Source organism: Arthrobacter globiformis (genome assembly GCF_030817195.1).
In the GTDB taxonomy this organism is placed as follows: domain Bacteria; phylum Actinomycetota; class Actinomycetes; order Actinomycetales; family Micrococcaceae; genus Arthrobacter; species Arthrobacter globiformis_D.
Map to the genome: position 1 here is coordinate 1,271,182 of NZ_JAUSYZ010000001.1, position 21,399 is coordinate 1,292,580.

A 21,399-nucleotide genomic window follows, 5' to 3' on the forward strand; every position below is an offset into this window, starting at 1 on the left:
ATCTGTACAAAAACTCCGGCGCCGGAAGGGCTCCCAGAACGCGGCTAGACGCCGGCGTGAAGGCGGGGGAGGGCGTCCACCAGGGGCGCCAGCTCCGGCACCTGCTGCGCCTCGGCCAGGGTCCGCTCCAGCGCTGCGTCGTGAACGGGCCGCGCTTCTGCCAGCAGCTTGCTCCCGCTGTCCGTGAGCTCGGTGTAGATGCCTCGGCGGTCGTCCGCGCACAGGATGCGGGTCAGCAGGCCGCGGTCCTCCAGCCGGTTCACCAGGCGGGTGGTCGCGCTGGCACTGAGGGCCGTGGCCCGCGCCAGCTGCTGCATGCGCATGTGCCACCCGTCCTGCCGGCTGAGCGCGTCCAGCACGGTGTATTCGACGACGGAGAGCCGGGGCTGCCCCTGCAGCGACCGTTCCAGCTCCGCCTCGATCAGCCCGTGCAGGGCCGCCAGGGTACGCCACCCCTGGGCGCGCACCTCCACGGCGTCGTCCTTGATGCCCATGGGCTCTCCTCCTTCAGTTCTCCGGCTCACTCGGAACAGAGCACGGAACAGATAGTTGCTTGCGCGCTATATCTTTATATGCAATATTTGCTTGTGCAACAAAATATAGCGCGCTTGCAACTATTAGCTTACGTCGCGCTCCCCATTCAGTACAGTTCCGAAGGAGCACATCCATGCCTGTTGGCCTGATAGCCCTAGCCCTCGGCGGGTTTGGCATCGGACTCACCGAATTCGTCATCATGGGGTTGCTTCCCGAAGTGGCCGCGGACTTCCGGGTGAGCGAAGCCTCCGCCGGCTGGTTCATCTCCGGCTATGCCCTCGCCGTCGTGGTGGGAGCGCTGGGGCTCACCGCTGCCGTCTCCCGCTTCCAGCGCAAGCCCGTGCTGGCCATGCTGCTGGTGCTTTTCATCGCCGGCAATCTGCTGTCCGCCATTGCCCCTGACTACTGGGCGATGATGGCTGGCCGGGTGGTTGCCGCCCTCGCGCACGGCGCCTTCTTCGGCATCGGGGCGGTGGTGGCTGCCGGCATGGTCCCGGCGACGAAGAAGGCCGCCGCCATCGCCATCATGTTCACCGGCCTCACGGCCGCCAATGTCCTCGGAGTTCCGCTCGGCACGCTGCTGGGGCAGGCGGCAGGGTGGCGTTCCACCTTCTGGGCCATTGCGGGCATCGGTGTGCTTGCGCTTGCCGGCATCCTGGCCCTGGTGCCCAAGGCGGGGAACGGTGACACCGCAAGCGGCGGCCTCCGCGGCGAGCTGCGCGCCTTCCGCTCCGGCCAGGTGTGGCTCTCCATCTTGGTGACCATCCTCGGCTACGGCGGAATGTTCGGCGCCTTCACCTACATCGCCTTCACCCTCACGGAGGTTTCCGGATTCGCCGCCTCCACCGTGCCGTGGCTGCTGATCGTCTTCGGCGTCGGCCTCTTTATCGGCAATACCCTCGGCGGCAGGGCGGCCGACCGCGACGTTGACCGCACCCTGCTGGCCGTGCTCGCGGTCCTCGTCGTGGTGCTGGTGGTTTTCGCCCTGAGCGCGGGCAATCAGGTGCCCACCATTGCCTCGTTGCTGCTCCTGGGCGGTTTTGGGTTCGCCACTGTGCCCGGTCTGCAGATGCGCGTCATGAAGTACGCGGCCAAGGCGCCCACGCTGGCGTCCGGAGCCAACATCGGCGCGTTCAATGTGGGCAACGCCCTGGGCGCCTGGCTCGGCGGCGTGACCATCTCCGCGGGCCTCGGGTACACCTCGCCCATCTGGGCAGGGGCGGCGATCACCCTGCTGGGCCTGGTGGTGATGGCGGGCGCTGCCGCCCGGGCCAAGGCAGCGGCCCGCCAGGTTCCGGTTCCAGACATAACCGCCGCGTCCCCGGCCGTTGCTTCCCAAACGGTTGCGTCCCAGACGGGCGCGGAGGCGGAAGCGGCCGGTTCAGTCCAGGCTGAACCGGCCGACGTTGGAGCCGTTTCCGTCCGTTAGCCGTGCGCCGCGCCCTCTGCCCCCCGCGCCGCGCGCGGCGGCAAACGGCGCCAATTCGGGAGAGCCCGCCTACTTCGTCCCGAACGGCAGCCGGGGGTCCAGGTTCTGGCTGTCCCAGGTCTGGCGGACCCAGCCGTGGTGGGGGTCATCGCTGATGAGCCAGTCGCGCACGCGGCCGGGTCCGGCCATGACGTTGAGGTAGTACATGTCATAGCCGGGCGCGGCCATGGCCGGGCCGTGCCAGCCGTAGGGGACCAGCACCACGTCGCCGGTGCGGACTTCGGCGGCAACATCGATGGGCCGGTGGTCGGAGGCGTAGACCCGCTGGTAGCCGATGGCGTCAGCATTCTCGCCCGGCCCGGTGGAGCGGGGAACGTTAGCCACCTGCGTCTCGAAGTAGTAGATTTCCTCGAGCCGGGTCTCGCCCTCCTTCTCCTCGTCATGTTTGTGGGGAGGGTAGGAGGACCAGTTGCCGGCGGGTGTGAGGACCTCGCAGACGATGAAGCGGTCGGCTTCGAGCGCGGCGGGGGTGCCGAAGTTGTGGACCTGGCGCGAGCAGTTTCCGGCTCCGCGCAGTTCCACCGGCGTCTCGGCCGCGGTGATCAGGCGGGTGGGGTACTGGACCTTGGCGGGCGCCGTCGCAATGGCAACCCGGCCGCCGTCGGACGACGTGACCGTGACCGCCTTGTCCGTTCCGGAGTACAGCACGTCGGTGGGGCCGCTGAAGACGCTGGCCCGGCCGGCAAGGGGGTAGTCCAGCCCGTCAACGGAGGCGGTGAACGCCCCGCTCAGCGGGATGACGATTCGTTCCTCAGCCGCAGGTGGAAGTTCGACGGCGGCGCCCGGCGCCAGCGTGGCCACCTTCAGTCCCGTGTGTTTCCAGCCTTCCACGGCAACTTTCGAGTCCGACGTTCCCAGTGAAACGTCCCAGCAGCCTTCGGCTGCACTGCCCAGGGGGTATACCCATTCGGCCATAAGTTCATGTTCCTTTCGGATGTGTGGTGGTCGGTCCGGGGCATGACAGCCCGGCGCAGAGGGCAGGCATAACGCCGCCCCTGCGCTGAAGGGGCCTCTGCGGGCCTGGCCCCGTGCGGCTCAGCGCTCGACTGCCCTAGCGCTGGACCAGTGTCATTTCGAAGCTGTAGGAGTCACCGCGGTAGACGTGGTGGCCGGTCTCGACGTTCCGCCCCGTGTCGTCGACGGCGGTGCGTTCCATGGTGACCAGGGCGGAGCCGGCCTCGGTCTCCAGGAGCGGAGCCTGGTAGTCGTTGGCCACCATCGCGCCGATCCGCTGTGTGGCCAGGCGGAAGTTGACGCCGCCGCTGCGCAGGATGCTGTACAGGCCCTGCCTCTTCAACAGGTCCTCGTCGATGTGCGTGATGTCGTCGCGCACCCAGTTCTCCATCAGGGCCAGCGGCTTGCCGCCCACCTTCCGGAGCCTGGTGAAGTGGTAGACCTTGGCCCCGGCGGCGAGGTGCAGGGCCTCCCGGGTGGCGGCGTCGGCCTCGACGTGCGCAAAGGTGAGCACCTCGGTGGTGGGCTTGCTGCCGTTGTTGGTCAGATCGTCGTACAGGCTGGACAGCTCGAGCGGGCGGCGGACCTGGCTCGACACCACCTGCGTGCCGACCCCCCGCTTGCGCACAAGGAGCCCCGAGCGGACCAGTTCGTCCATGGCCTTGCGCATGGTGGGGCGCGAGAGGTTCAACTGGGCGGCGAGATCGATCTCGTTCTCCAACCGGCTGCCGGGTTCCAGCAGGCCGGTGTGGATGGCAGCTTCAATGCCCTGGACGACCTGATGGTACAGCGGCACCGGCGACGAGCGGTCGATGCTGAGGTGTAGTTGGTTCGCCATTGAGTGCTCCCTTTGTGCTGCAGGGTCCTGCGTCCAGTATGTCAGTGCATGTCCGTTTGTTAGGACATACTCTGATTTTGATCATAGCAGGGAGCCGCGGGCAGTCAAGGAGTGCAGGCAGCCAAGGAGCGCGGTCGGTCAGGCGGCCGGCGGTCAGGGAGTGCGGCAGGCCTCCACGAACACCCGGAACGGGGCAAGCCGTTGCTCTTCGGTCAGTTCCAGGGCCTCCGGATGCCACTGCACCGATGCGACCCACCGATCGGGGTCCTCCAGCGCCTCCACCGTGCCGTCATCAGCCACGGCGGTTACCAGCAGCCCCGGCGCCACCCGGTCCACAGCCTGATGGTGGCCGGAAGCGATCTTGACCTCGACGCCGCCTGCCGGCTCTGGTGCGCCTGCATCACCCGCGGCCTCACCTGCGTCGGCGGGCGCCGTCTCGCCGGCCTCCGGATTTTGGACGGCGGCGTACATCTTCGCCACCTTGGATCCCGGGGTGATGGTCACCTCGTGCCAGACCCAGGGCCTGTTGGCCGCTGCCGGGATCTGGCGGTGCGGCACCGTACCCGGCGTCATATCCTGGACCAGCGTCCCTCCGTACAGGACATTAAGCAGCTGGTGCCCGCGGCAGATTCCCAGCACCGGCGTGCCGGCGTCGAGCGCGCGCCGCGCCACCGCGATGTCCAGCCGGTCCTGCTCCGCGTTGACGTCATAGAGGGAGGGTCCGGGCTCCTGGCCGTAGAGGCGCGGGTCAACGTCACCGCCGCCGGGAAGTACGACGCCGTCAAGCGCCTCGGGCGCGTCCGGCACCGTCTCGCCGTCGGAGGTTCCGTCGTCGGCCGTTCCACTGTTGCGGGTTCCACCGTTGGATGTGCCGCTGCCGGGGGCGGCACTGCCCGTCGTTCCGCTGGTGGGTGGGCCGGCCAGGCCGCGCTCCAGCGACTCGGGGGTGAGCAGTACCGGCTCCCCGCCGACATCGCGGATGAGGCTGACGATGCAGCCGAAGAGGCTGTTGGCCTTTGCCACCCGCGGGTCCGGATCCGCCGAGCCGCTTAGCCGGACGGGAATGCCGATCCGCGGCCGGCGCACATCGCCCGCAGCCGCATTCAGGGTCGCGTCTGGGGTCTGCCCTGGTCCTGAATTCCGCGTTGAATTCTGCATCCTCAAATTCTGCCCCATATCCGGGCGGTTTAGGCTGGGCCGATGAACAACCGCTATCTGGTGTCCCGGGACCGTTTCATCGCCGCAGCACCGGACCGCATCTTCGAGGTCCTGGCCACTCCCGCGCTGCACAGTGAAATCGACGGTTCGGGCACTGTCAGGGGTGCCCAGCCGAGGGGCCCGCGGCGCCTCGGTCCGGGCGCCAAGTTCGGGATGGAAATGAAGATCAGGCTAAATTACCGGATCCTCAACACCGTCACGGAGTTCGAGGAGGGCCACAGGATCGCCTGGCGCCACTTCTATGGGCATGTGTGGCGATACCTGTTGGAACCGGCCACGGACGGCAGCGGCGTGCCCGGAACGCTCGTGACCGAACAGTGGGATGCCCGCCAGGTCCGCGGCAAGTTCCTGCTTCGGCTTGCCGGCTATCTTGGCCGCCATCCGGAGAATATTGACAGGACGCTCGCCAAGCTGGACTCCTACGTTACGGGCGCCCGGGCCACAAGCTGACGCACTTTGTGCCGTTTTTACTGCGTCCGGCCCCGGTTTCGGTAGTGTTGGCAGCAAGAGGCAAGGCGAAAGTAGGGCAGTCGGTGGGGCGCAGGACACTTGTTGACGACCTCGTTGACGGTTTGCTGGACGACATACTCGGCGGCAGGCTGAAGCCGCATGATGCATTGCCGCCGGAAGCCGACATCGCCAAAGCCTATGACGTCAGTCGGCTAACCGCCCGGGAAGCGCTGAAGGCACTCCGGGCGCAGAACATCCTTTACGTCAAAGCGGGCCGCGGGACGTTCGTGAATCCGGCGGACAACTGGACCGGCCTCGACGCCATCATCAAGGCGGCCTCGCACGGCAACGCGGACGACCAAGTTTCCCGCGGGCTGATCGAAGTCCGGCGCATGGTGGAAACCGGCGCCGCCGCGCTCGCGGCCAGACGCCACACCCCCGAGCATGCCGAGGAGATGCGGGCGTCCATCGCGGACATGAAACGGTATCACCAGGCCGGAGACCTTGACGGGTTCGTGGCGGCGGACATCGCCTTCCACGACACCGTGCTGAGGGCGTCCGGCAACCCGTTTGTCCGCGCGCTCCTGGCCCAGCTGGGCCAGTCCCTCTACCGCGCCCGCCGCGAGACGTCGGCCATCGAGGAAATCCAGCGCCACGCCATCGCCTTCCATCAGCGCGTGCTGGAGAGCATCCTCACCGGCGACGCCGAGCTGGCCCGCAAGGCCATGGACGAGCACATGGACCAGACGTTCGAGGATTACGAACGTTACGTCCACGGCCAGCGCTCCTAGGCTCGGGCTCTTCCTGGGTCCGGACTTCTGCTGGGCGGGACTTTTTGTTGGGCCCTGGCTTGCCTGTTACAGCACCGACCCCTCAGCCCGCCTTTTTCACCGGTCCCCCTTTTCGTCTTGACGTAATGCTCGTCACCCTCCTATGCTTTTGGTCATGTTCTTCCGTCAGATGTCTGACATCAGATAAATAAGACATAATCACTGAAGACCGGACAGAACCCCCACAAAGACAAGCAGCGGATTCCCCCCGCGAAGCCGCAGGGCAGGGAACCGCCAGACAGAAGGTCGATGATGACTTCATTAACCACAAAGTCCTTCGGACTCGGCGAGCTTGGCGACCGCACGCTTCGCAAAGTCCGCCGCCGCGTTATGCCGCTGATCGTTCTCCTCTACTTCGTCGCGTACCTTGACCGCAACAACGTAGGGTTCGCCAAGCTGACCATGAGCGAGGACATCGGCCTGACGGCTGCGGCCTACGGCCTCGGCGCAGGAATCTTCTTCCTCGGCTACGCCCTCCTGGAGGTGCCCAGCAACGCCGGCATGTACAAGTTCGGCGCCCGTAAGTGGCTGGCCCGCATTCTTATCACCTGGGGTCTCTTCGCCACCGCGATGGCCCTGGTGAACGGCGAAACCACATACTTCATCATCCGGTTCCTGCTCGGCGCCGCCGAGGCCGGCTTCTTCCCCGCCATCCTCTTCTACCTGACCCTGTGGTTCCCGGCCGCACAGCGCGTCACCGTGCTGGGCATCTTCATCCTGGCCCAGCCCATCTCCAACGCCCTGGGTGCACCTGTTTCAGGCCTCCTGCTCCAGATGGACGGCATCCTTGGGCTGCAGGGCTGGCAGTGGCTGTACATCATCGAAGGCATCCCCGCCATCCTCCTTGGCGTGCTGACCCCAATCCTCATGACGGACCGCCCGCGGGACGCCAAGTGGCTCAACGCCGACGAGCGCGAATGGCTCGCCACCACCATGGACGCCGAACTGGCTGCCAAATCCAAGGGCGGCAGCCACAACTTCCTGGCCGGCCTCAAGGACAAGCGCACCATCGTCTACTCGGCCCTGTACTTTGGCCTGGTCTGCGGCATCTACGGCCTGGGCCTCTGGATGCCCACGATCGTTGCCGCCCTCGGCAAGTTCTCCACCGCCCAGGTCGGGTTCATCGTCCTCATTCCGTACGCCATTGCAGCAGTCTTCGTCTACTTCTGGAGCAAGCGTGCGGACAAGACGGGCAAGCGGGCCTGGCACAGCTCCGTCAGCATGGTGCTCGCGGGTGTGGGCCTGCTGTCCGCAGGCTACCTGCTCCAGGTCAACCCCATCCTGGCCCTGGTTGCCCTCACGGCCGCGGCAATGGGTATCTACGGCGCCATCGCCCCGTTCCTGTCCATGCCGTCCGCAGCGCTGACCGGCGCAGCAGCAGCCTCCGGCCTTGCCATGGTGAACTCGCTGGGTAACCTCGGCGGCTTCGTTGCCCCCTACGCCGTCGGCCTGTTCAACGACGCCACGGGCAGCAACCAAAGCGGCCTCCTGTTCCTCTCCTTCTGCCTGTGCGTCACAGCTGTTGCCACCTACCTCTACGCCCGCAAGCGCCCCGAAGGCGACGCAGCCCTGGACCCGGCAGTCGAGGCCGCCGCAGATGCCCCGGCCAGCCACTAAAGACCCATCCGAGAACACCCGAAGGAATACCCGCAATGAGCTCAATTACCCCTTTCCCCGCAGAGCGCACCGTGGTGCTGACCGGCGCTGCGTCCGCCCGCGGCATCGGCCGCGCAGCAGCTGACCGCATGGCCAGCGAAGGCTGGTCCATCGCGATCCTGGACATCAACGCCGAGGACGCGAAGGCCGCTGCCGCGGAGATCGGGTCCAACCGTGCCGTGAAGGCTATCGGTGTCGGCGCCGATGTCTCCGACGAAGCATCCGTGGACCGGGCGATCACCGAGATCGAAGCATCCCTGCCGCCGATCGTGGCACTTGCCAACCTGGCCGGCATCAGCTCCCCGACCCCCTTCATGGAAACCACGGTTGCCGAGTGGGACAAGGTCTTCGCCATCAACATGCGCGGCACGTTCGTTGTTTCCCAGCGGGTGCTCAAGGGCATGATCGAACGCAAGCTCGGACGCATCGTGAGCATCTCCTCCATCTCCGCCCAGCGCGGCGGCGGCACCTACTCCAAGGTGGCCTACAGCGCCTCCAAGGCCGGCATCATCGGCTTCACCCGCGCCCTGGCCCGTGAAGTCGGCGAGTTTGGCGTGACCGTGAACGCCATTGCACCGGGTCCGATCGACACCGACATCATGGGCGGCACGCTGAGCGAGGAGCGCAAGGCCCAGATGTCCGAAGGCATCATGATGGGCCGCGTCGGTACCCGCGAAGAAGTGGCTGCGCTGATCTCCTTCCTGCTGGGTGCGGACTCGGGCTACATCACCGCCGCTACCTACGACATCAACGGCGGCCTCCAGGTTTCCTAACCCGGTTCCTGAGCCGTTCCTGATTTATCCGAAGTGCCCCGCCGGGATTCCCGGCGGGGCACTTCCGGCGGAACACCGCATTAGGCTGGGCAGCATGAACCCCTCCGGCAGCCTGAACCCCGGCCCGCGCACCCTTGAGGTGGACAGCATCGCCAGGTTCGACCGGCTGGTAAGCGCCGGGGCCAGGGCGATGCACGGCTGGCACGCACAGTCGCTTGACCTTCGCGGCCGGGGTGCAGCCCTGGCAGCCCTGGACGCCGAGGGTGCGGTTTTCCTGGGCTGCACCTTCGACCCGGGCGTGGAGGCTTCCCTCCGCAGCCGGGGCGCGCTGATCTTCCCGCGGCTCACCGGCGTTCCTTTCAATCCTTACCGGGCAGGGCTCTACACCCCGCAGGAACTGTACGCAGGCATCGTCGATGAACCGTACGAGAAAACACCCGACGGTTTGGTCTACCAATGGAGCATGCGGCCGGGCCAGCGGAACCGCCTCGATTCCACCCTCGCGGCAGCCCTGCACGATCACGCCGTCGGCGATGCCCTGGAGGAATTTGTCCGTACCCTGAACAGCGGGGGCCGTTCCATCGTCGGGGTCATGGGCGGCCATGCCCTGCAGCGGGGGACCGGCGGCTTCGCCGCGGCCGCCATGCTGGGCCGGCTCCTGGCCCGCCGCGGCCACCTGGTGGCCACCGGCGGAGGCCCAGGGGCCATGGAGGCCGCGAATCTGGGTGCCTACCTCAGCATGGCCGGCGACGACGATTTCCACGGTGTGCTTCGAGAGCTCGCGGCCGTCCCCGGCTTCCGCCCCTCGGTGTCCGCGTGGGCACGTGCTGCGGCAGCCGCCGTCGAACGCTTTCCTGGCGGGACCGCGTCCCTCGGCATTCCCACCTGGTTTTACGGCCACGAACCGCCCAACTACTTTGCCACCCACATCGCCAAGTACTTTGCCAACGCGGTCCGCGAAGCCATCCTCCTGGAGGTCTGCAACGGTGGGATCGTGTTCCTGCCGGGTGCGGCGGGTACCGTGCAGGAGATCTTCCAGGATGCCTGCGAGAACTACTACGGCGCCCCGGAGACCATGACCCCCATGGTGCTGGTCGGCAGGGAGCACTGGGAGCAGCGGTTCCCGGCCTGGCCGATGCTGCAAAGCCTCGCCGCGGGCCGGGCAATGGAGCAGCGGATCTTCCTGGTGGACAGCGTGGATGAGGCGCTCGCGGTCCTCGGCGGATGAACGCGGTGGATGAACGGGCCGGATGAACGCGCCGGGTGCCTACAGGTCCTTGCGGCAGGGCGTCTTGCCGAGCTGATAGAGGCCGTTCAGGTCGCCGGCCGCGAGGCCGTCGGGGGCGCCGATCTCCGGATACATGAGCTGCACGGGGTCGTTGACATGCTCGAGCCCCATCACGTGGCCCAGTTCATGGAGGATGACGGCGGTGGCGTAGTCGGTGCCGTCGGGGCGTTCCAGTTCCGCGGCCATCTGCGGGGCATCCAGCTCCAGGCTGCCGGTGACATAGCTCTTGGGCCCGTTCCCGTAGCTGTAATGCGTGCTGCCGCCGGTGCCGATGACCTTGCCGCCCAGCTTGGGGGTCACGTCCGGCGTGGTCCAGCTGATGAGCAGGGGTGCCCAGCGCTCGCCGTAAGCGTCCGGCTGGTAGGGGGCACGCTGGTCCGAGGGCTGCTCGTCGGTGGCGCCGTCGTCAACAAACTGGATGCCGGTGGCCCTCGAGATGGCCTGGATTGCCAGCGGAACCAGTCCTGCTGCACCCTCCGGCGCAAGGCTGGCATTCACCACGTAATGCAACGGACGGCATGGCGAGTAGCCCACGGGGGAGCCGTCACTGTTCACGGCCAGAAACTTGTACGAGGTGCTGGGCTCCGGAGGTGGCTCCGGGTTGCCCAGGGGAGTGGCTGCCTCCTCGCGGCCCGGCGGCGGTGCGCCCATGGTACCGTCCGGGCCAACAGGCGCACCGGTCTGGGCTCCACCGGACCGTCCGTCCAGCCCGCGTTGCCCCGCCTGCCCGGCCGGATCCTGCCCGGCCGTATCTTGGCCGGAATCATCCTGCCGGGACGCGGACTGGTCCCCGGACCCGAGGCGGAAGTTCAGCACGCCCGCAAAGCGGGGGTCCCCGTACGCCATTCCGGCTGCCAGAAACGCCGCACAACCAAGGGCAGCAAGTACGATCAGGCGGCGGATAAACCTCGCCGCCGCGATAGCCGGACCTGAGTGGCGCGGCTGGTGCCGGCGCTGACTGTGACCGCGGTCTTGACCCTCCATTGCACCCCCTTTCACGGCATTCCGCTGCCGCGTCCCCTCCGCCGGCGAATCAGGCGTCAGGCACCCAAGCACCAGGCAAACAGGCCTACTTTACAGTTCAGCTCACCGGCCCACGAAACCTGCCGGGCTATCCCCGGCAATCAGGCGATGACAGCGCCAAACGCCATGCCCAGGAGGTACGTGACGCCGGCCGCTCCCAGGCCGATGGCGAGCTGCCGCAGTCCGCGGGTCAGCGGCGAGGTGCCGGACAGCAGGCCGACGGTGCCGCCGGTGGCCAGCAGCGCGATGCCCACCAGGACGGCCGCCACGATGAGGGCGCCGATCCCGGTCATGCCGAAAAGGAAGGGAATGATGGGCACGATGGCGCCGGAGGCGAAGAAGCAGAAGCTGGAGAGCGCGGCGCCCCAGGCAGTGCCCACGGCTTCGTGCTCGTCCTCAGCCTCGGGCAGTTCGGGATGGAGCGAGAGGCTTGGATCGCAGTCGCACGTGAAGAGGCCCATGCGCTCGGCCACTCGGTGTTCGGCCGCCTCGCGGGACATGCCGCGGGCCAGGTAGACCAGCAGAAGCTCGTTGTGTTCGATGTCCAGCTGGGGTGCCGCCACCAGCGTCACCTGCGTGGGGCGTGTAGCATCCAGAAGTTCGCGCTGCGAACGGACCGACACGAATTCGCCGGCGCCCATGGAGAACGCTCCGGCCAGGAGCCCGGAGATGCCGCTGAGCAGGACCACGCCGCTGCCAACGCCCGTGGCAGCCATGCCCATGACCAGCGCGAGGTTGCTCACCAGTCCGTCGTTTGCGCCGAAGACGGCGGCGCGGAACGTGCCGGCCAGCCGGTTGCGGCCGCGTGTTGCCAGGCCGCGGACCACTTCCTCGTGGATCTGCTCGTCGGCCGCCATGGCCGGAGTGGCAGACGGCTCCCTGGTGTAGGGGGAGCGGCCCTCGGCCCGCTGCGCCAGCGCGAGCACAAATACGGACCCGAAGTGCCGGGCGAGGAAGCCCAGAAGGCGGCTGCGCAGGGAAGCGTGCCGGGGCTTGCCCGCATGCTCACCCAGCAGCTTCAGCCAGTGCGCCTCGTGGCGGCCTTCGGCCTCGGCGAGGGCCAGAAGGATGGCGCGCTCTTCGCCGGAGCGGTTCTGGGCGAGGTCGCGGTAGACGGCGGCCTCCGCCCGCTCGTCGGCGAGGTACTGGCGCCAGCGCTTGATGTCCGCTGCGCTGGGTTCCGTGCGGGCTGCGCCGCCGCCGGATGCCACGGCGCCGGCTGCGGGACCATTGGTTGAGCCGGACGCGTTGCCGGGGGTGTGGGGATCAGATTTTGCGTGCTGAGACACGGGAACTCCTGAGTAGATGGGGCGTGATGCGGCCCCATTGCATCGCCCACTTTACCGCGTAATTCCGCGGTTTTTCGGCCGGTAACCCTTAGTCCTAAGTTTAGGGAAACCTCAATAACTGCGCCTTGACGGGGCAAAGCCGCCGGCCCGCCCGGACACCCTTGACCGCCTGCACCCGCGGTGATCTGATGAAAATGTGCCCCGCCGCCGGCGGGTACGGAAGTCCAACCACACGGAGGTCTGCCTGATGAACACCAACGGATCGCGCCCCGAGCCGGACACCCGCAACACCATCGAGTCCGATCCCGCCTACGACTTTGCCGAGGACGCGCCGGTGGACGAAGACTGGGACACGGAAGACGAATTCCTTGATTCCGAGGAAAGGGTTGTTCCCGCCAACCCCGAGGCAGTGGACGGTGACGAAAGGGTGGTTCCGCGGGATGCGGACGACGAGTTCCGTGCGGGCGAAGGCTATGAAGACTAAAGCGTCCGTTCCAGCACTGACGTCCGTTTAGTCCCTGGACCGTTCGCTCCCGCTCTAGCCCAATCTTCTTTAAACCACGACGGCGGTGCCTCCCCGCGCTGGGAGGCACCGCCGTCGTCGTGCGCTTTTTGCTAAACCTGCCGGCGGCAGGTGGCCGGCCAGCTCAGTGGACGCAAGGTCACCTGGCAGCGGCCGAAACCGGCACTTCCTCGGTTTCCCTGCCGGCCACGCGGCGGTACCAGCGGCCCATGACCGCGGGGTCCGTGGGCTTGGTCAGGAGCGACGCTGCGACGTAGACCACGGCGGAGGCGATCAGGCCGTAGTAAATCGGCTCGTTCGCAAAGATGCCCTCCAGCGGTTCCTTGGCGTTGATCTCCAGGAAGATCATGGTCCCGAGCGTCACCACGGAACCCACGGCCATGGACGCCGCGGCCGCGATGCCAGTTCCGCGCTTCCAGATGAGGCCGCCGAGGATGGCGACAAGGAGGCCGCCCACCAGGATGTCGTAGGCGATGGTGAGGGCCGCGACGACGTCTTTGGTGATGATGGCGATGAGGATGGCCACGATGCCCAGCCCGAGGACCCACATGCGGTTGGCCTTGACGTCGTGCTCGGGGTTGTCGGAGTCGTCGGTGTTGATGGTCTTGCCGAACCAGCCGGCGACGAACGGCAGCACATCCGCGCGGGCCACGGTGGCGGCGGCGATCAGGGCACCGGACGCGGTGGACATCATGGCCGCGACGGCGGCGGCGAGCACCAGGCCGCCGATGCCGATGGGCAGCAGGTTCTGGGCCACCTCGGCGTAGACAACGTCCTTGCCTTCGGTGGCGACGTCGATGTTCGGCAGCGCCACCCTTGCGCCGAGGCCGATCAGTGCGCCGGCCGCGCCGTAGAGGATGCAGTAGATGCCGGCGGTGGCACCTCCCCAGCGGGCAACCCGTGGCGTTTTGGCGGTGAACACGCGCTGCCAGATGTCCTGGCCGATCAGCAGGCCCAGGGTGTAGACGACGAAGTAGGTGATGATCGTCTGGATGCCGATACCGTCGATCTGGAAGAAGCTGGCGTCCACGCGGCTGCGGATGCCGTCCAGGCCGCCGGCTGCGTTGAGCGTGAAGGGCAGCATCAGGATGAAGATGCCCACGGTCTTGATGACGAACTGGACCTGGTCGGCGAGGGTGATGGACCACATGCCGCCGATGGTCGAGTACACCAGCACTATGGCGCCGCCGATGGCGATGGCGAGCGCGCGGTCCCAGCCGAACAGCACCACGAAGATGGTGGCGTAGGCGCCGGTGGAGGTGGCGCACAGCATCAGGGTGTAGGCGAGCATGATGATGCCGGAGGTCCGTGTGGCCTGGCTGCCGTAGCGCAGGGACAGCATCTGGGAGACCGTGTAGATCTTCAGCTTCTGGATGGTGCCGGCGAAGAGAAGGCTCAGCAGCAGGACACCGGCACCGATCGCCACGACGAGCCACATGCCGGAGATGCCGAACTTGTAGCCCAGGCCGACGCCGCCAACGGTGGAGGCGCCGCCCAGGACGACGGCGGCCATGGTCCCGGTGTAGAGGAACGGCCCCAGGCGGCGGCCGGCCACGAGGAAGTCGCTGTTGTTCTTGGTGCGGGACTTGCCCCACCAGCCGAAGGCCAGCATGGCGGCCAGGTAGACCACCACGATGGCGATATTGACGAAACTTGCGTCCATGATTTGGGGATCCTTGGAGCTTTGGCAGCTTGCGGGCCGATCCGGGGAACTGGCTGCCCGGAGGGTGCTGCATTAACGGAAAATCGGGGGGAACGCTGGGTTCCTTGCTGACGTCTCCTCGTGGGAGTTGTTTCACAAGCAACACTTGTTGCATGAAAGCGTAGGCTGTGATTCGAGTAACAGTCAAGACGCAAAGCTCTGCGGCGCGGTTTGCCCCGCGTCACAGAAGGGGCGGGCCGATAATATGTCTCCAATGATGGGGCCGGGCGGCCGGCCGTGAAAGGTTCGTAAATGAAGGCACTACCAGTTGAGCCGAGCAATGTTCCGGTTGCCATCGGTTCAAGAATCCGTGCCGCGCGCCAGTCCCAGCGGCTCACCATCGAGCAGGTCGCTGACGCCACCGGATTGACCAAGGGCTTCCTCAGCCGCGTGGAACGGGACCTGACCTCGCCGTCCGTGGCGTCCCTCGTTACCCTGTGCCAGGTTCTGTCGATCTCCATTGGCGACCTGTTTGCCGCTCCGGAAACCCATCTGACCAAGCGGGATGCCGGTCCCCGCATCTCCCTTGGCGGGGAGGGGATTGTGGAGCGGCTGCTGACCGCGCGGTCCGAGCGGCGCGTGCAGATCATCCAGGCCGTCATCGATCCGCGGGGCCGCGGCGAATCGGAACTGTATGCCGTTGACTGCGACGTCGACGTCCTGCATGTGATCAAGGGGACCATCAAGCTCATCCTCACTAATGAGGAATATGAACTGACCACCGGCGATACCGTCACCTTCCCCGGCCGGGAACCCCACACCTGGGTCAACCCGACCGATGAGCCCGTCGAGGTTCTCTGGGTCCTGGTGCCGGCTGCCAGCCGGTAGTGCTCCTTGAAACCCCGGCCCGGGCTGCCTGTTGGGTGGTCCGGGCTTTTTTGTGCCCCCATCGGGAGATTCTTGTAAACAGCCGGTGCACATTGGGCAACTTCGAGTGTATGATGGCTGTCACAACCCACCTCGACAAATCATCCTCGAAGGAGAGGCGTTCCTTTGGAAGAGCTGCGCATCGAGGCCAACGGCAACCTTGGCCCCATCGATTCATCCCGTATTCCCCGCTACGCCGGGGCGGCAACCTATGCCCGCCTGCCGCGCCTGGACCAGGTGGCCAAGTCCGACATCACCGTGGTGGGCGTGCCCTTTGATTCCGGCGTCTCCTACCGCCCCGGTGCCCGCTTCGGCGCGAACCACGTCCGCGAGGCCAGCCGGCTGCTCCGCCCGTACAACCCGGCCTGGGACGTCAGCCCGTTCGAGAACTGCCAGGTGGCCGACGCGGGTGACATGGCCGTGAACCCGTTCAACATCAACGAGGCCATCGAGACCATCCAGCAGAACGCCCTTGACCTGACGGCGGGCGGGAGCAAGCTGCTTACGCTGGGCGGTGACCACACCATCGCGCTGCCGCTCCTGCGCGCAGCAGCCGAGCGCGCCGGCGGTCCGATCGCCATGCTGCACTTCGACGCCCACCTGGACACCTGGGACACCTACTTCGGCGCGGAGTACACCCACGGCACGCCGTTCCGCCGCGCCGTGGAGGAGGGCATCCTGGACACGGAGGCCATCAGCCACATCGGTACCCGCGGCCCGCTGTACGGGAAGAAGGATCTCGACGACGACCACCGCTTCGGGTTCGGCATCGTCACCTCCGCGGACGTTTACTACCAGGGCGTCCTTGAGACTGTGGCCAAAGTCCGGGACCGGATCGGCGACCGTCCCCTGTACATCTCTGTGGACATCGACGTTTTGGACCCCGCGCACGCACCCGGAACCGGCACGCCTGAAGCCGGCGGCATCACCAGCCGTGAGCTGCTGGAGATCATCCGCGGCTTCCGCGGCATGAACCTGGTCGGCGCCGACGTCGTGGAAGTGGCCCCGGCCTACGACCATGCCGAGATCACCGGCGTGGCCGCCAGCCACGTTGCCTACGAACTCGTCACCCTCATGGCGGACAACACCATCGCGGGCGACCGCTTCGGTGCCGAGACCGGCTACGCCGCCCAGGCGCTGGGCCGCGAAGCCCGCCGTCCGGCAGGGTTCGCGGCAGCATCGCCGGCGCCGGCAGGCAATGGCGCCGTCCGTGCCGCTGTGGGGGAGTACTCCAAGTGACCGCCGTCGAGTCCGGCACGGCGCCTCCTCCCGCAGGGGCGGGCGCCGGGGCCGGTGTCCGCAACGGCGGGGACCTCGTCGTCGAGACCCTGGAGGCGCTGGGCGCGAAGACGGTGTTCGGCATCCCCGGCCAGCATGCGCTGGGCCTCTTCGACGCGATGGGCCGGGGCAATCTGAAGTTCGTGTCCTCCCGCGTGGAGAACAACAGCGCCTTCGCCGCCGACGGATACTCGCGGGCCACGGGGGAGGTGGGCGTGCTGTTCCTGTCCACTGGGCCGGGTGCGCTGACGTCGCTTGCCGGGCTCCAGGAAGCCTACGCCACGGGGGTTCCCATGGTGGTGGTTGCCAGCCAGATCCCGCTCGAGGGCCTGGGCGCCCGCCGGAAAGGCATGCTGCACCAGCTGGATGACCAGAAGGCGTCGGCCGCGAATGTCACCAAGAGCCAGCGCCTGATCCAGCACGCGTCCGGCATTCCGTCCGCCATCCAGGATGCCTGGACCGAGGCGATTTCCTCGCCGCAGGGCCCGGTCTGGCTCGAGGTCCCGCAGAACGTGCTGCTGGACCCGATCATGGTGCCGCCCGTGGAAGATGCGCTGGCCGAAGCGGCGGACAACCCGCCGCGCGTCGAGCTTGTCCGGGAAGCCGTGAACTGGCTGTCGGCGGCGAAGCGTCCCGCCATCATCGCCGGCGGCGGAACCCGCCGGGGCCGGGCGGAAAAGTCGCTGCTCTCGATAGCGGAAAAGCTCCGGGCTCCCGTCATCTGCACGCCCGGCGGCAACGGGGCCTTCCCGTGGAACCACGAATTGTCGCTGCAGTCGTGGATCGAGGACCGGCACATGACGGACCTCCTCGAGGACGCTGACGTCCTGGTGGTCATCGGCTCGTCACTTGGCGAGGTCACCTCCAATTACTTCACTTTTGAACCGCGCGGCAGGATCATCCAGATCGACGCCGAACCGCGCGTGCTGGAATCCAACCGGCCGGGTCTGGGGATCCGCGCCGACGCCGGCCAGGCCCTCGCAGCCCTCGACGCCTCGCTTACAGTGCCCGCCGATACCCTGCCCGACTGGCACGGAACCTCGCCGGAGGACCTCGTGCGGGAGTCGCTGCGCAAGGTGAAGGAGCGGCTGGAATCGCAGGACCTGGCGAAGGAACTGCAGTTTATGGCCGATATCCGCGAGGCTGTTCCGGCCGAGATGCAGACATTCTGGGACATGACCATCTCGGCCTACTGGGGCTGGAGCTGCTGGGACGCCCGCGAGGGCCAGTTCCATTCGGCACAGGGCGCCGGTGGCCTGGGCTATGGCTTCCCGGCAGCGATCGGCGGAGCCGTGGGCCTGGAGACCGTGGGCAAGTCCGTGGCTTCGGCCCGCGTGCTCGCTGTTTCCGGCGACGGCTCGGCCATGTACTCCATCGCCGAACTCGCCACCGCGAAGCAGCATAACGTGCCCGTCACCTGGCTGATCGTGGACGACGGCGGCTACGGCATCCTGCGCGAATACATGGTGGGCGCGTTCGGCAAGGCCACCGCCACTGAACTCGCCCGGCCGGACTTCGTGAAGCTGGCCGAGTCCTTCGGCGTTCCCGCCACCCGGGTGGCACCGGAAAACGTGGGGGACGCGCTCAAAGCGGGCTTTGCCGCGGACGGCCCGAACGTCGTCGTCGTCGAAACGCTCCTCAGGATGTTCGCCCCAACCCACCTGGAAAGCTAAGCGCGAACGCACACTTAAGCCCCATGCTTCCAGCGCGAACGCACAGTTAAGCACCCGCTCTCAGCGCGAACGCACACTTGCGGCCCCATTTCCACCCGGAATGGGGCCGCAAGTGTGCGTTCGCGCTGCTGCCTTTTAACCGGACCGGACGCCTGTCCGGATTGCTTAGTTTCCTAAAGCAACCTTTTATTGTTATAGTTGCCTAAGGCAAGCAATAAGGGGTTTTTCCATCATGGCAGTTGAGCCAAACACGGCAGCTGAACTCGTGCGGCAGATCTTCGACCTCCAGCGCGTCGTGCGGTGCGTGGCCGTCTCCAACTCGCGCGGCCTGGAGGCGGGAGTTGCGCTGCAGGGCGTCCTGCGCTTCGTGGGGGAGAGGGAATCCCGCGCCACGCACTTGGCCGCGCGGCTGGGTGTCAGTGCGCCCGTCCTCAGCCGGCACATCGCGGAGCTTGAGGAACTCGGGCTGGTCCGTCGCAGGCCGGACCCCGACGACGGCCGCGCGCAGCTGGTGGCCCTCACCGGCGCCGGCCGCGCGAAGCTCATCGAGATCGAGGAGCACCGCGTGGCCACGCTGCAGGGATTCCTGCAGGACTGGAGCCAGCAGGACGCCGAGGAGACGGCGAAAGTGCTCTCCAAACTTGCGGAATCCCTTCGGGAATCCGCCCGGGCAACGACGGCCGGCACCATCACCGCCACTACCCAACGCAAGGAGCAGTTCATTGGCTAGCCATGCTGCCGTCCCCGTGACGGCCACGTCACGCCCTTCGGCCCACCCGGCCCAGGCCCCCATGACGCACCGGCAGATCATGGAGGCCCTGACCGGGCTCCTGGCTGCCTTCTTCACCGCGATCCTCAGCAGCACCATCGTGGCCAACGCGCTGCCCACCATCATGTCCGAGCTCAAGGGCACGCAGACGGACTTCGCGTGGGTCATCACCGCAGCACTGCTGGCCAACGCGGCCACCACCCCGATCTGGGGCAAGCTCGCTGACCTGTTCGACAAGAAGGTCCTGGTCCAGCTCAGCATCGTGATCTTCGTGGCGGGATCGGTGATGGCCGGCCTGTCCCAGACCATCCCGCTGTTGCTGACGGCCCGCGTTGTCCAGGGCATCGCCATGGGCGGCCTGACTGCCCTGGCCCAGGCGATCATCGGCTCCATGATCCCGCCGCGCGACCGCGGAAAGTACTCCGGCTACATGGGCGCAGTCATGGCCGTCGGCACGGCCGGCGGGCCGCTGCTTGGCGGTTTCATCGTTGACAGCCCGCTGGGCTGGCGCTGGACGTTCTTCGTCTGCGTGCCGCTCGCCGTCGTCGCCCTCATCCTGCTGCAGATCACCCTCAAGATCCAGCGCGTCAAGCGGCCTGCAAAGATCGACTGGCTCGGCTCCATCCTCCTCACCACCGGCGTCAGCCTCCTCCTCATCTGGGTGTCGTTCGCGGGCAACCCCGACTACTACGACTGGTGGTCCTGGCAGTCGGCACTCATGGTGGGTGGCGGCGTCGTGCTGCTGGCTCTGCTCGTCGTGGTGGAATCCAAGGTTTCGCAGCCCATCATCCCGCTGAAGATCATTTCCGAGCGCACCACCGCTCTTGCCATCTGGGCCTCCGTGGCCGTGGGCGTGGCGATGTTCGGTTCCTCGACCTTCCTGGGCCAGTACTTCCAGGTGGCACGCGGCGCAACCCCCACCGAGGCGGGCCTCCTGACCCTGCCCATGATCGCCGGCAACCTGATCGGCTCCGTGTTTTCCGGCCAGCTGATCAGCCGCACCGGCAAGTGGAAGCGCTACCTGATTGCCGGGTCGGTCCTGCTGATTGGCGGGCTGGGCCTCGCCGGCACCATGGATCACACCACGGAACTGTGGCAGTCCGGCGTCTTCACAGCGATCCTGGGCCTCGGGCTCGGCATGCTTATGCAGAACCTCGTCCTGGCCGTACAGAACACTGTCAGCGCCAGCGACATCGGCACGGCCAGTGCTTCTGTGGCGTTCTTCCGCTCCGTGGGCGGCGCGATCGGCGTATCCGTGCTGGGAGCGGTCATGAGCAACCGGGTCACGGAACTGGCCACCCAGGGGCTGGCCGACGCCGGCATCCGGGCAGGCTCCGGCGCTTCCGGCGCCAGCCTGGACCTGGCCGACATGCCTGCCCCGGTCCGGGACATCATGCGGGCGGCCTACGGTGACGCCACCGCAGAGATCTTCCTGATTGCCGGCGCCATCGCGGTTGTTGCCCTTATCGCCGTGCTCCTGATCAAGGAACAGCCGCTGCGCCGGACCGTTGATATCCGCCCGGATGCTGCTCCCGATTCCGCACCTGCCTCCGGGCTGCGTGCCGCTGAATATTCCGACGACGACCTCGAGCGTGAGTTCGCCGAGGTACTGACCCGCCAACTGGCCGACGACGCCAACGGCGCCTACTCCGGCAGGCAGCGGCCGGCGGAACCCGTCCTGCCGATGAACGAACCGCCGGCGCGGGCCCGGACCATGCTGGCTGAGATGCACAACAGGCCCGCGGACCTGGTGCCGCTCATCCAGGAAACGCAGGGGCTCCTCGCGGAACAGCAGCTTCAGCTGGCCACGGCACTGAACGCCGTCGCCCGGCAGGCCGAGCAGCAGCGGATCATCGCGCAGGAGCAGGCCCGGGTCGCCGCCGAACTGAAGGCACTGAGCCGGCGGCTGGCCAAGGAACGGAAGCTCCAGAGCGCCGCCGCCCACTACATCGCCTCGCACGGCAAGCACCGCGGCGAATAGCCATCCCGCGAATGGAGTTTTGTACAGGTAATGGCCTAATGGCCGCAAAACTCCGGCCAGAGGCCAGTATCTGTACAAAAACTCCAGTCGCGCGGGCAGGGCGTACGACGGCGGCGATTGGCTTGGGGGCTTGAATGTCCGCTCGCGCTCGGGCTTGGGTGGACCGGCGTCGTCCGTTGGGATGATCTTCGCCCGCGACGTTTCGCATGGGCAACAGATTTCGTAGAGTTGGAAGGCTTGGGCTGTCAGACCCGTCTGCTATTA

General features: G+C 67.0%; 19 protein-coding genes. 12 read left to right on the forward strand and 7 right to left on the reverse strand.

The features are described from left to right. Positions 1-44: 44 nt before the first annotated feature. Positions 45-494 carry a MarR family winged helix-turn-helix transcriptional regulator gene (locus tag QF036_RS05845; protein ID WP_307100039.1) on the reverse strand — a complete coding sequence of 150 codons (450 nt, stop codon included), beginning with the start codon at positions 492-494 and terminating at the stop codon, positions 45-47. Between the two features lie 173 nt (positions 495-667). Here QF036_RS05845 and QF036_RS05850 point away from each other — a divergent pair, with 173 nt between their 5' ends. Continuing rightward, positions 668-1,963 carry an MFS transporter gene (locus QF036_RS05850; protein ID WP_307100041.1) on the forward strand — a complete coding sequence of 432 codons (1,296 nt, stop codon included), beginning with the start codon at positions 668-670 and terminating at the stop codon, positions 1,961-1,963. Between the two features lie 69 nt (positions 1,964-2,032). Here QF036_RS05850 and iolB read toward each other — a convergent pair whose 3' ends face one another. The 3 genes from iolB to QF036_RS05865 all read right to left on the reverse strand — a co-directional run bounded on the left by iolB (position 2,033) and on the right by QF036_RS05865 (position 4,973). After that, entirely contained in the window at positions 2,033-2,938 is a 906-nt protein-coding gene (gene iolB, locus QF036_RS05855) for a 5-deoxy-glucuronate isomerase (protein WP_307100043.1), read from the reverse strand. Positions 2,939-3,074: 136 nt separating this feature from the next. Beyond that, positions 3,075-3,815, reverse strand: coding sequence for a GntR family transcriptional regulator (locus QF036_RS05860; protein WP_307100045.1), 741 nt, complete (start codon positions 3,813-3,815; stop codon positions 3,075-3,077). 153 nt (positions 3,816-3,968) lie between these two features. After that, positions 3,969-4,973, reverse strand: coding sequence for a gamma-glutamyl-gamma-aminobutyrate hydrolase family protein (locus QF036_RS05865; protein ID WP_307100047.1), 1,005 nt, complete (start codon positions 4,971-4,973; stop codon positions 3,969-3,971). 42 nt (positions 4,974-5,015) lie between these two features. Between QF036_RS05865 and QF036_RS05870 the strand changes: the two genes are divergently transcribed. From QF036_RS05870 to QF036_RS05890, 5 genes are all read left to right on the forward strand, one after another. Then, positions 5,016-5,483 carry an SRPBCC family protein gene (locus QF036_RS05870; RefSeq protein WP_307100049.1) on the forward strand — a complete coding sequence of 156 codons (468 nt, stop codon included), beginning with the start codon at positions 5,016-5,018 and terminating at the stop codon, positions 5,481-5,483. 83 nt (positions 5,484-5,566) lie between these two features. Next, positions 5,567-6,274: a FadR/GntR family transcriptional regulator gene (locus tag QF036_RS05875; protein ID WP_307105792.1), complete on the forward strand. Its 708-nt coding sequence runs from the start codon at positions 5,567-5,569 to the stop codon at positions 6,272-6,274. Positions 6,275-6,562: 288 nt separating this feature from the next. Continuing rightward, positions 6,563-7,930, forward strand: a complete 1,368-nt coding sequence (locus QF036_RS05880; protein ID WP_373460094.1) for an MFS transporter — start codon at positions 6,563-6,565, stop codon at positions 7,928-7,930. A 35-nt stretch (positions 7,931-7,965) separates the two neighbouring features. Then, a complete protein-coding gene (locus QF036_RS05885; RefSeq protein ID WP_307100050.1) occupies positions 7,966-8,742 on the forward strand; it encodes an SDR family NAD(P)-dependent oxidoreductase in 777 nt (258 codons plus the stop codon). A gap of 94 nt (positions 8,743-8,836) precedes the next feature. Continuing rightward, positions 8,837-9,970, forward strand: coding sequence for an LOG family protein (locus tag QF036_RS05890; RefSeq protein ID WP_307100052.1), 1,134 nt, complete (start codon positions 8,837-8,839; stop codon positions 9,968-9,970). Positions 9,971-10,009: 39 nt separating this feature from the next. On the opposite strand, the gene QF036_RS05895 is transcribed toward QF036_RS05890, so the two are convergent. Next, positions 10,010-11,014 (reverse strand): matrixin family metalloprotease, encoded by a 1,005-nt coding sequence (locus QF036_RS05895; RefSeq protein WP_307100054.1) that lies wholly within the window; start codon positions 11,012-11,014, stop codon positions 10,010-10,012. A 140-nt stretch (positions 11,015-11,154) separates the two neighbouring features. Then, positions 11,155-12,342, reverse strand: a complete 1,188-nt coding sequence (locus tag QF036_RS05900; RefSeq protein ID WP_307100056.1) for a VIT1/CCC1 transporter family protein — start codon at positions 12,340-12,342, stop codon at positions 11,155-11,157. 247 nt (positions 12,343-12,589) lie between these two features. Between QF036_RS05900 and QF036_RS05905 the strand changes: the two genes are divergently transcribed. After that, on the forward strand, positions 12,590-12,826 hold the full coding sequence (locus QF036_RS05905; RefSeq protein ID WP_307100058.1) for a hypothetical protein: 237 nt from the start codon (positions 12,590-12,592) through the stop codon (positions 12,824-12,826). Positions 12,827-13,004: 178 nt separating this feature from the next. Here QF036_RS05905 and QF036_RS05910 read toward each other — a convergent pair whose 3' ends face one another. Beyond that, positions 13,005-14,528 carry a sodium:solute symporter gene (locus QF036_RS05910; RefSeq protein ID WP_307100059.1) on the reverse strand — a complete coding sequence of 508 codons (1,524 nt, stop codon included), beginning with the start codon at positions 14,526-14,528 and terminating at the stop codon, positions 13,005-13,007. Between the two features lie 291 nt (positions 14,529-14,819). On the opposite strand from QF036_RS05910, the gene QF036_RS05915 reads away from it, so the two are divergent. The 5 genes from QF036_RS05915 to QF036_RS05935 all read left to right on the forward strand — a co-directional run bounded on the left by QF036_RS05915 (position 14,820) and on the right by QF036_RS05935 (position 21,135). Next, positions 14,820-15,395, forward strand: a complete 576-nt coding sequence (locus QF036_RS05915) for a helix-turn-helix domain-containing protein (RefSeq protein WP_003804566.1) — start codon at positions 14,820-14,822, stop codon at positions 15,393-15,395. A gap of 165 nt (positions 15,396-15,560) precedes the next feature. Then, on the forward strand, positions 15,561-16,673 hold the full coding sequence (gene speB, locus QF036_RS05920) for an agmatinase (RefSeq protein ID WP_307100061.1): 1,113 nt from the start codon (positions 15,561-15,563) through the stop codon (positions 16,671-16,673). Next, positions 16,670-18,385 (forward strand): thiamine pyrophosphate-binding protein, encoded by a 1,716-nt coding sequence (locus QF036_RS05925; RefSeq protein ID WP_307100063.1) that lies wholly within the window; start codon positions 16,670-16,672, stop codon positions 18,383-18,385. Before speB ends, QF036_RS05925 begins: the two co-directional genes overlap by 4 nt. A gap of 232 nt (positions 18,386-18,617) precedes the next feature. Further along, on the forward strand, positions 18,618-19,115 hold the full coding sequence (locus tag QF036_RS05930; protein ID WP_307100065.1) for a MarR family winged helix-turn-helix transcriptional regulator: 498 nt from the start codon (positions 18,618-18,620) through the stop codon (positions 19,113-19,115). Between the two features lie 61 nt (positions 19,116-19,176). Then, positions 19,177-21,135 carry an MDR family MFS transporter gene (locus QF036_RS05935; protein WP_307105795.1) on the forward strand — a complete coding sequence of 653 codons (1,959 nt, stop codon included), beginning with the start codon at positions 19,177-19,179 and terminating at the stop codon, positions 21,133-21,135. Positions 21,136-21,399 lie beyond the last annotated feature (264 nt).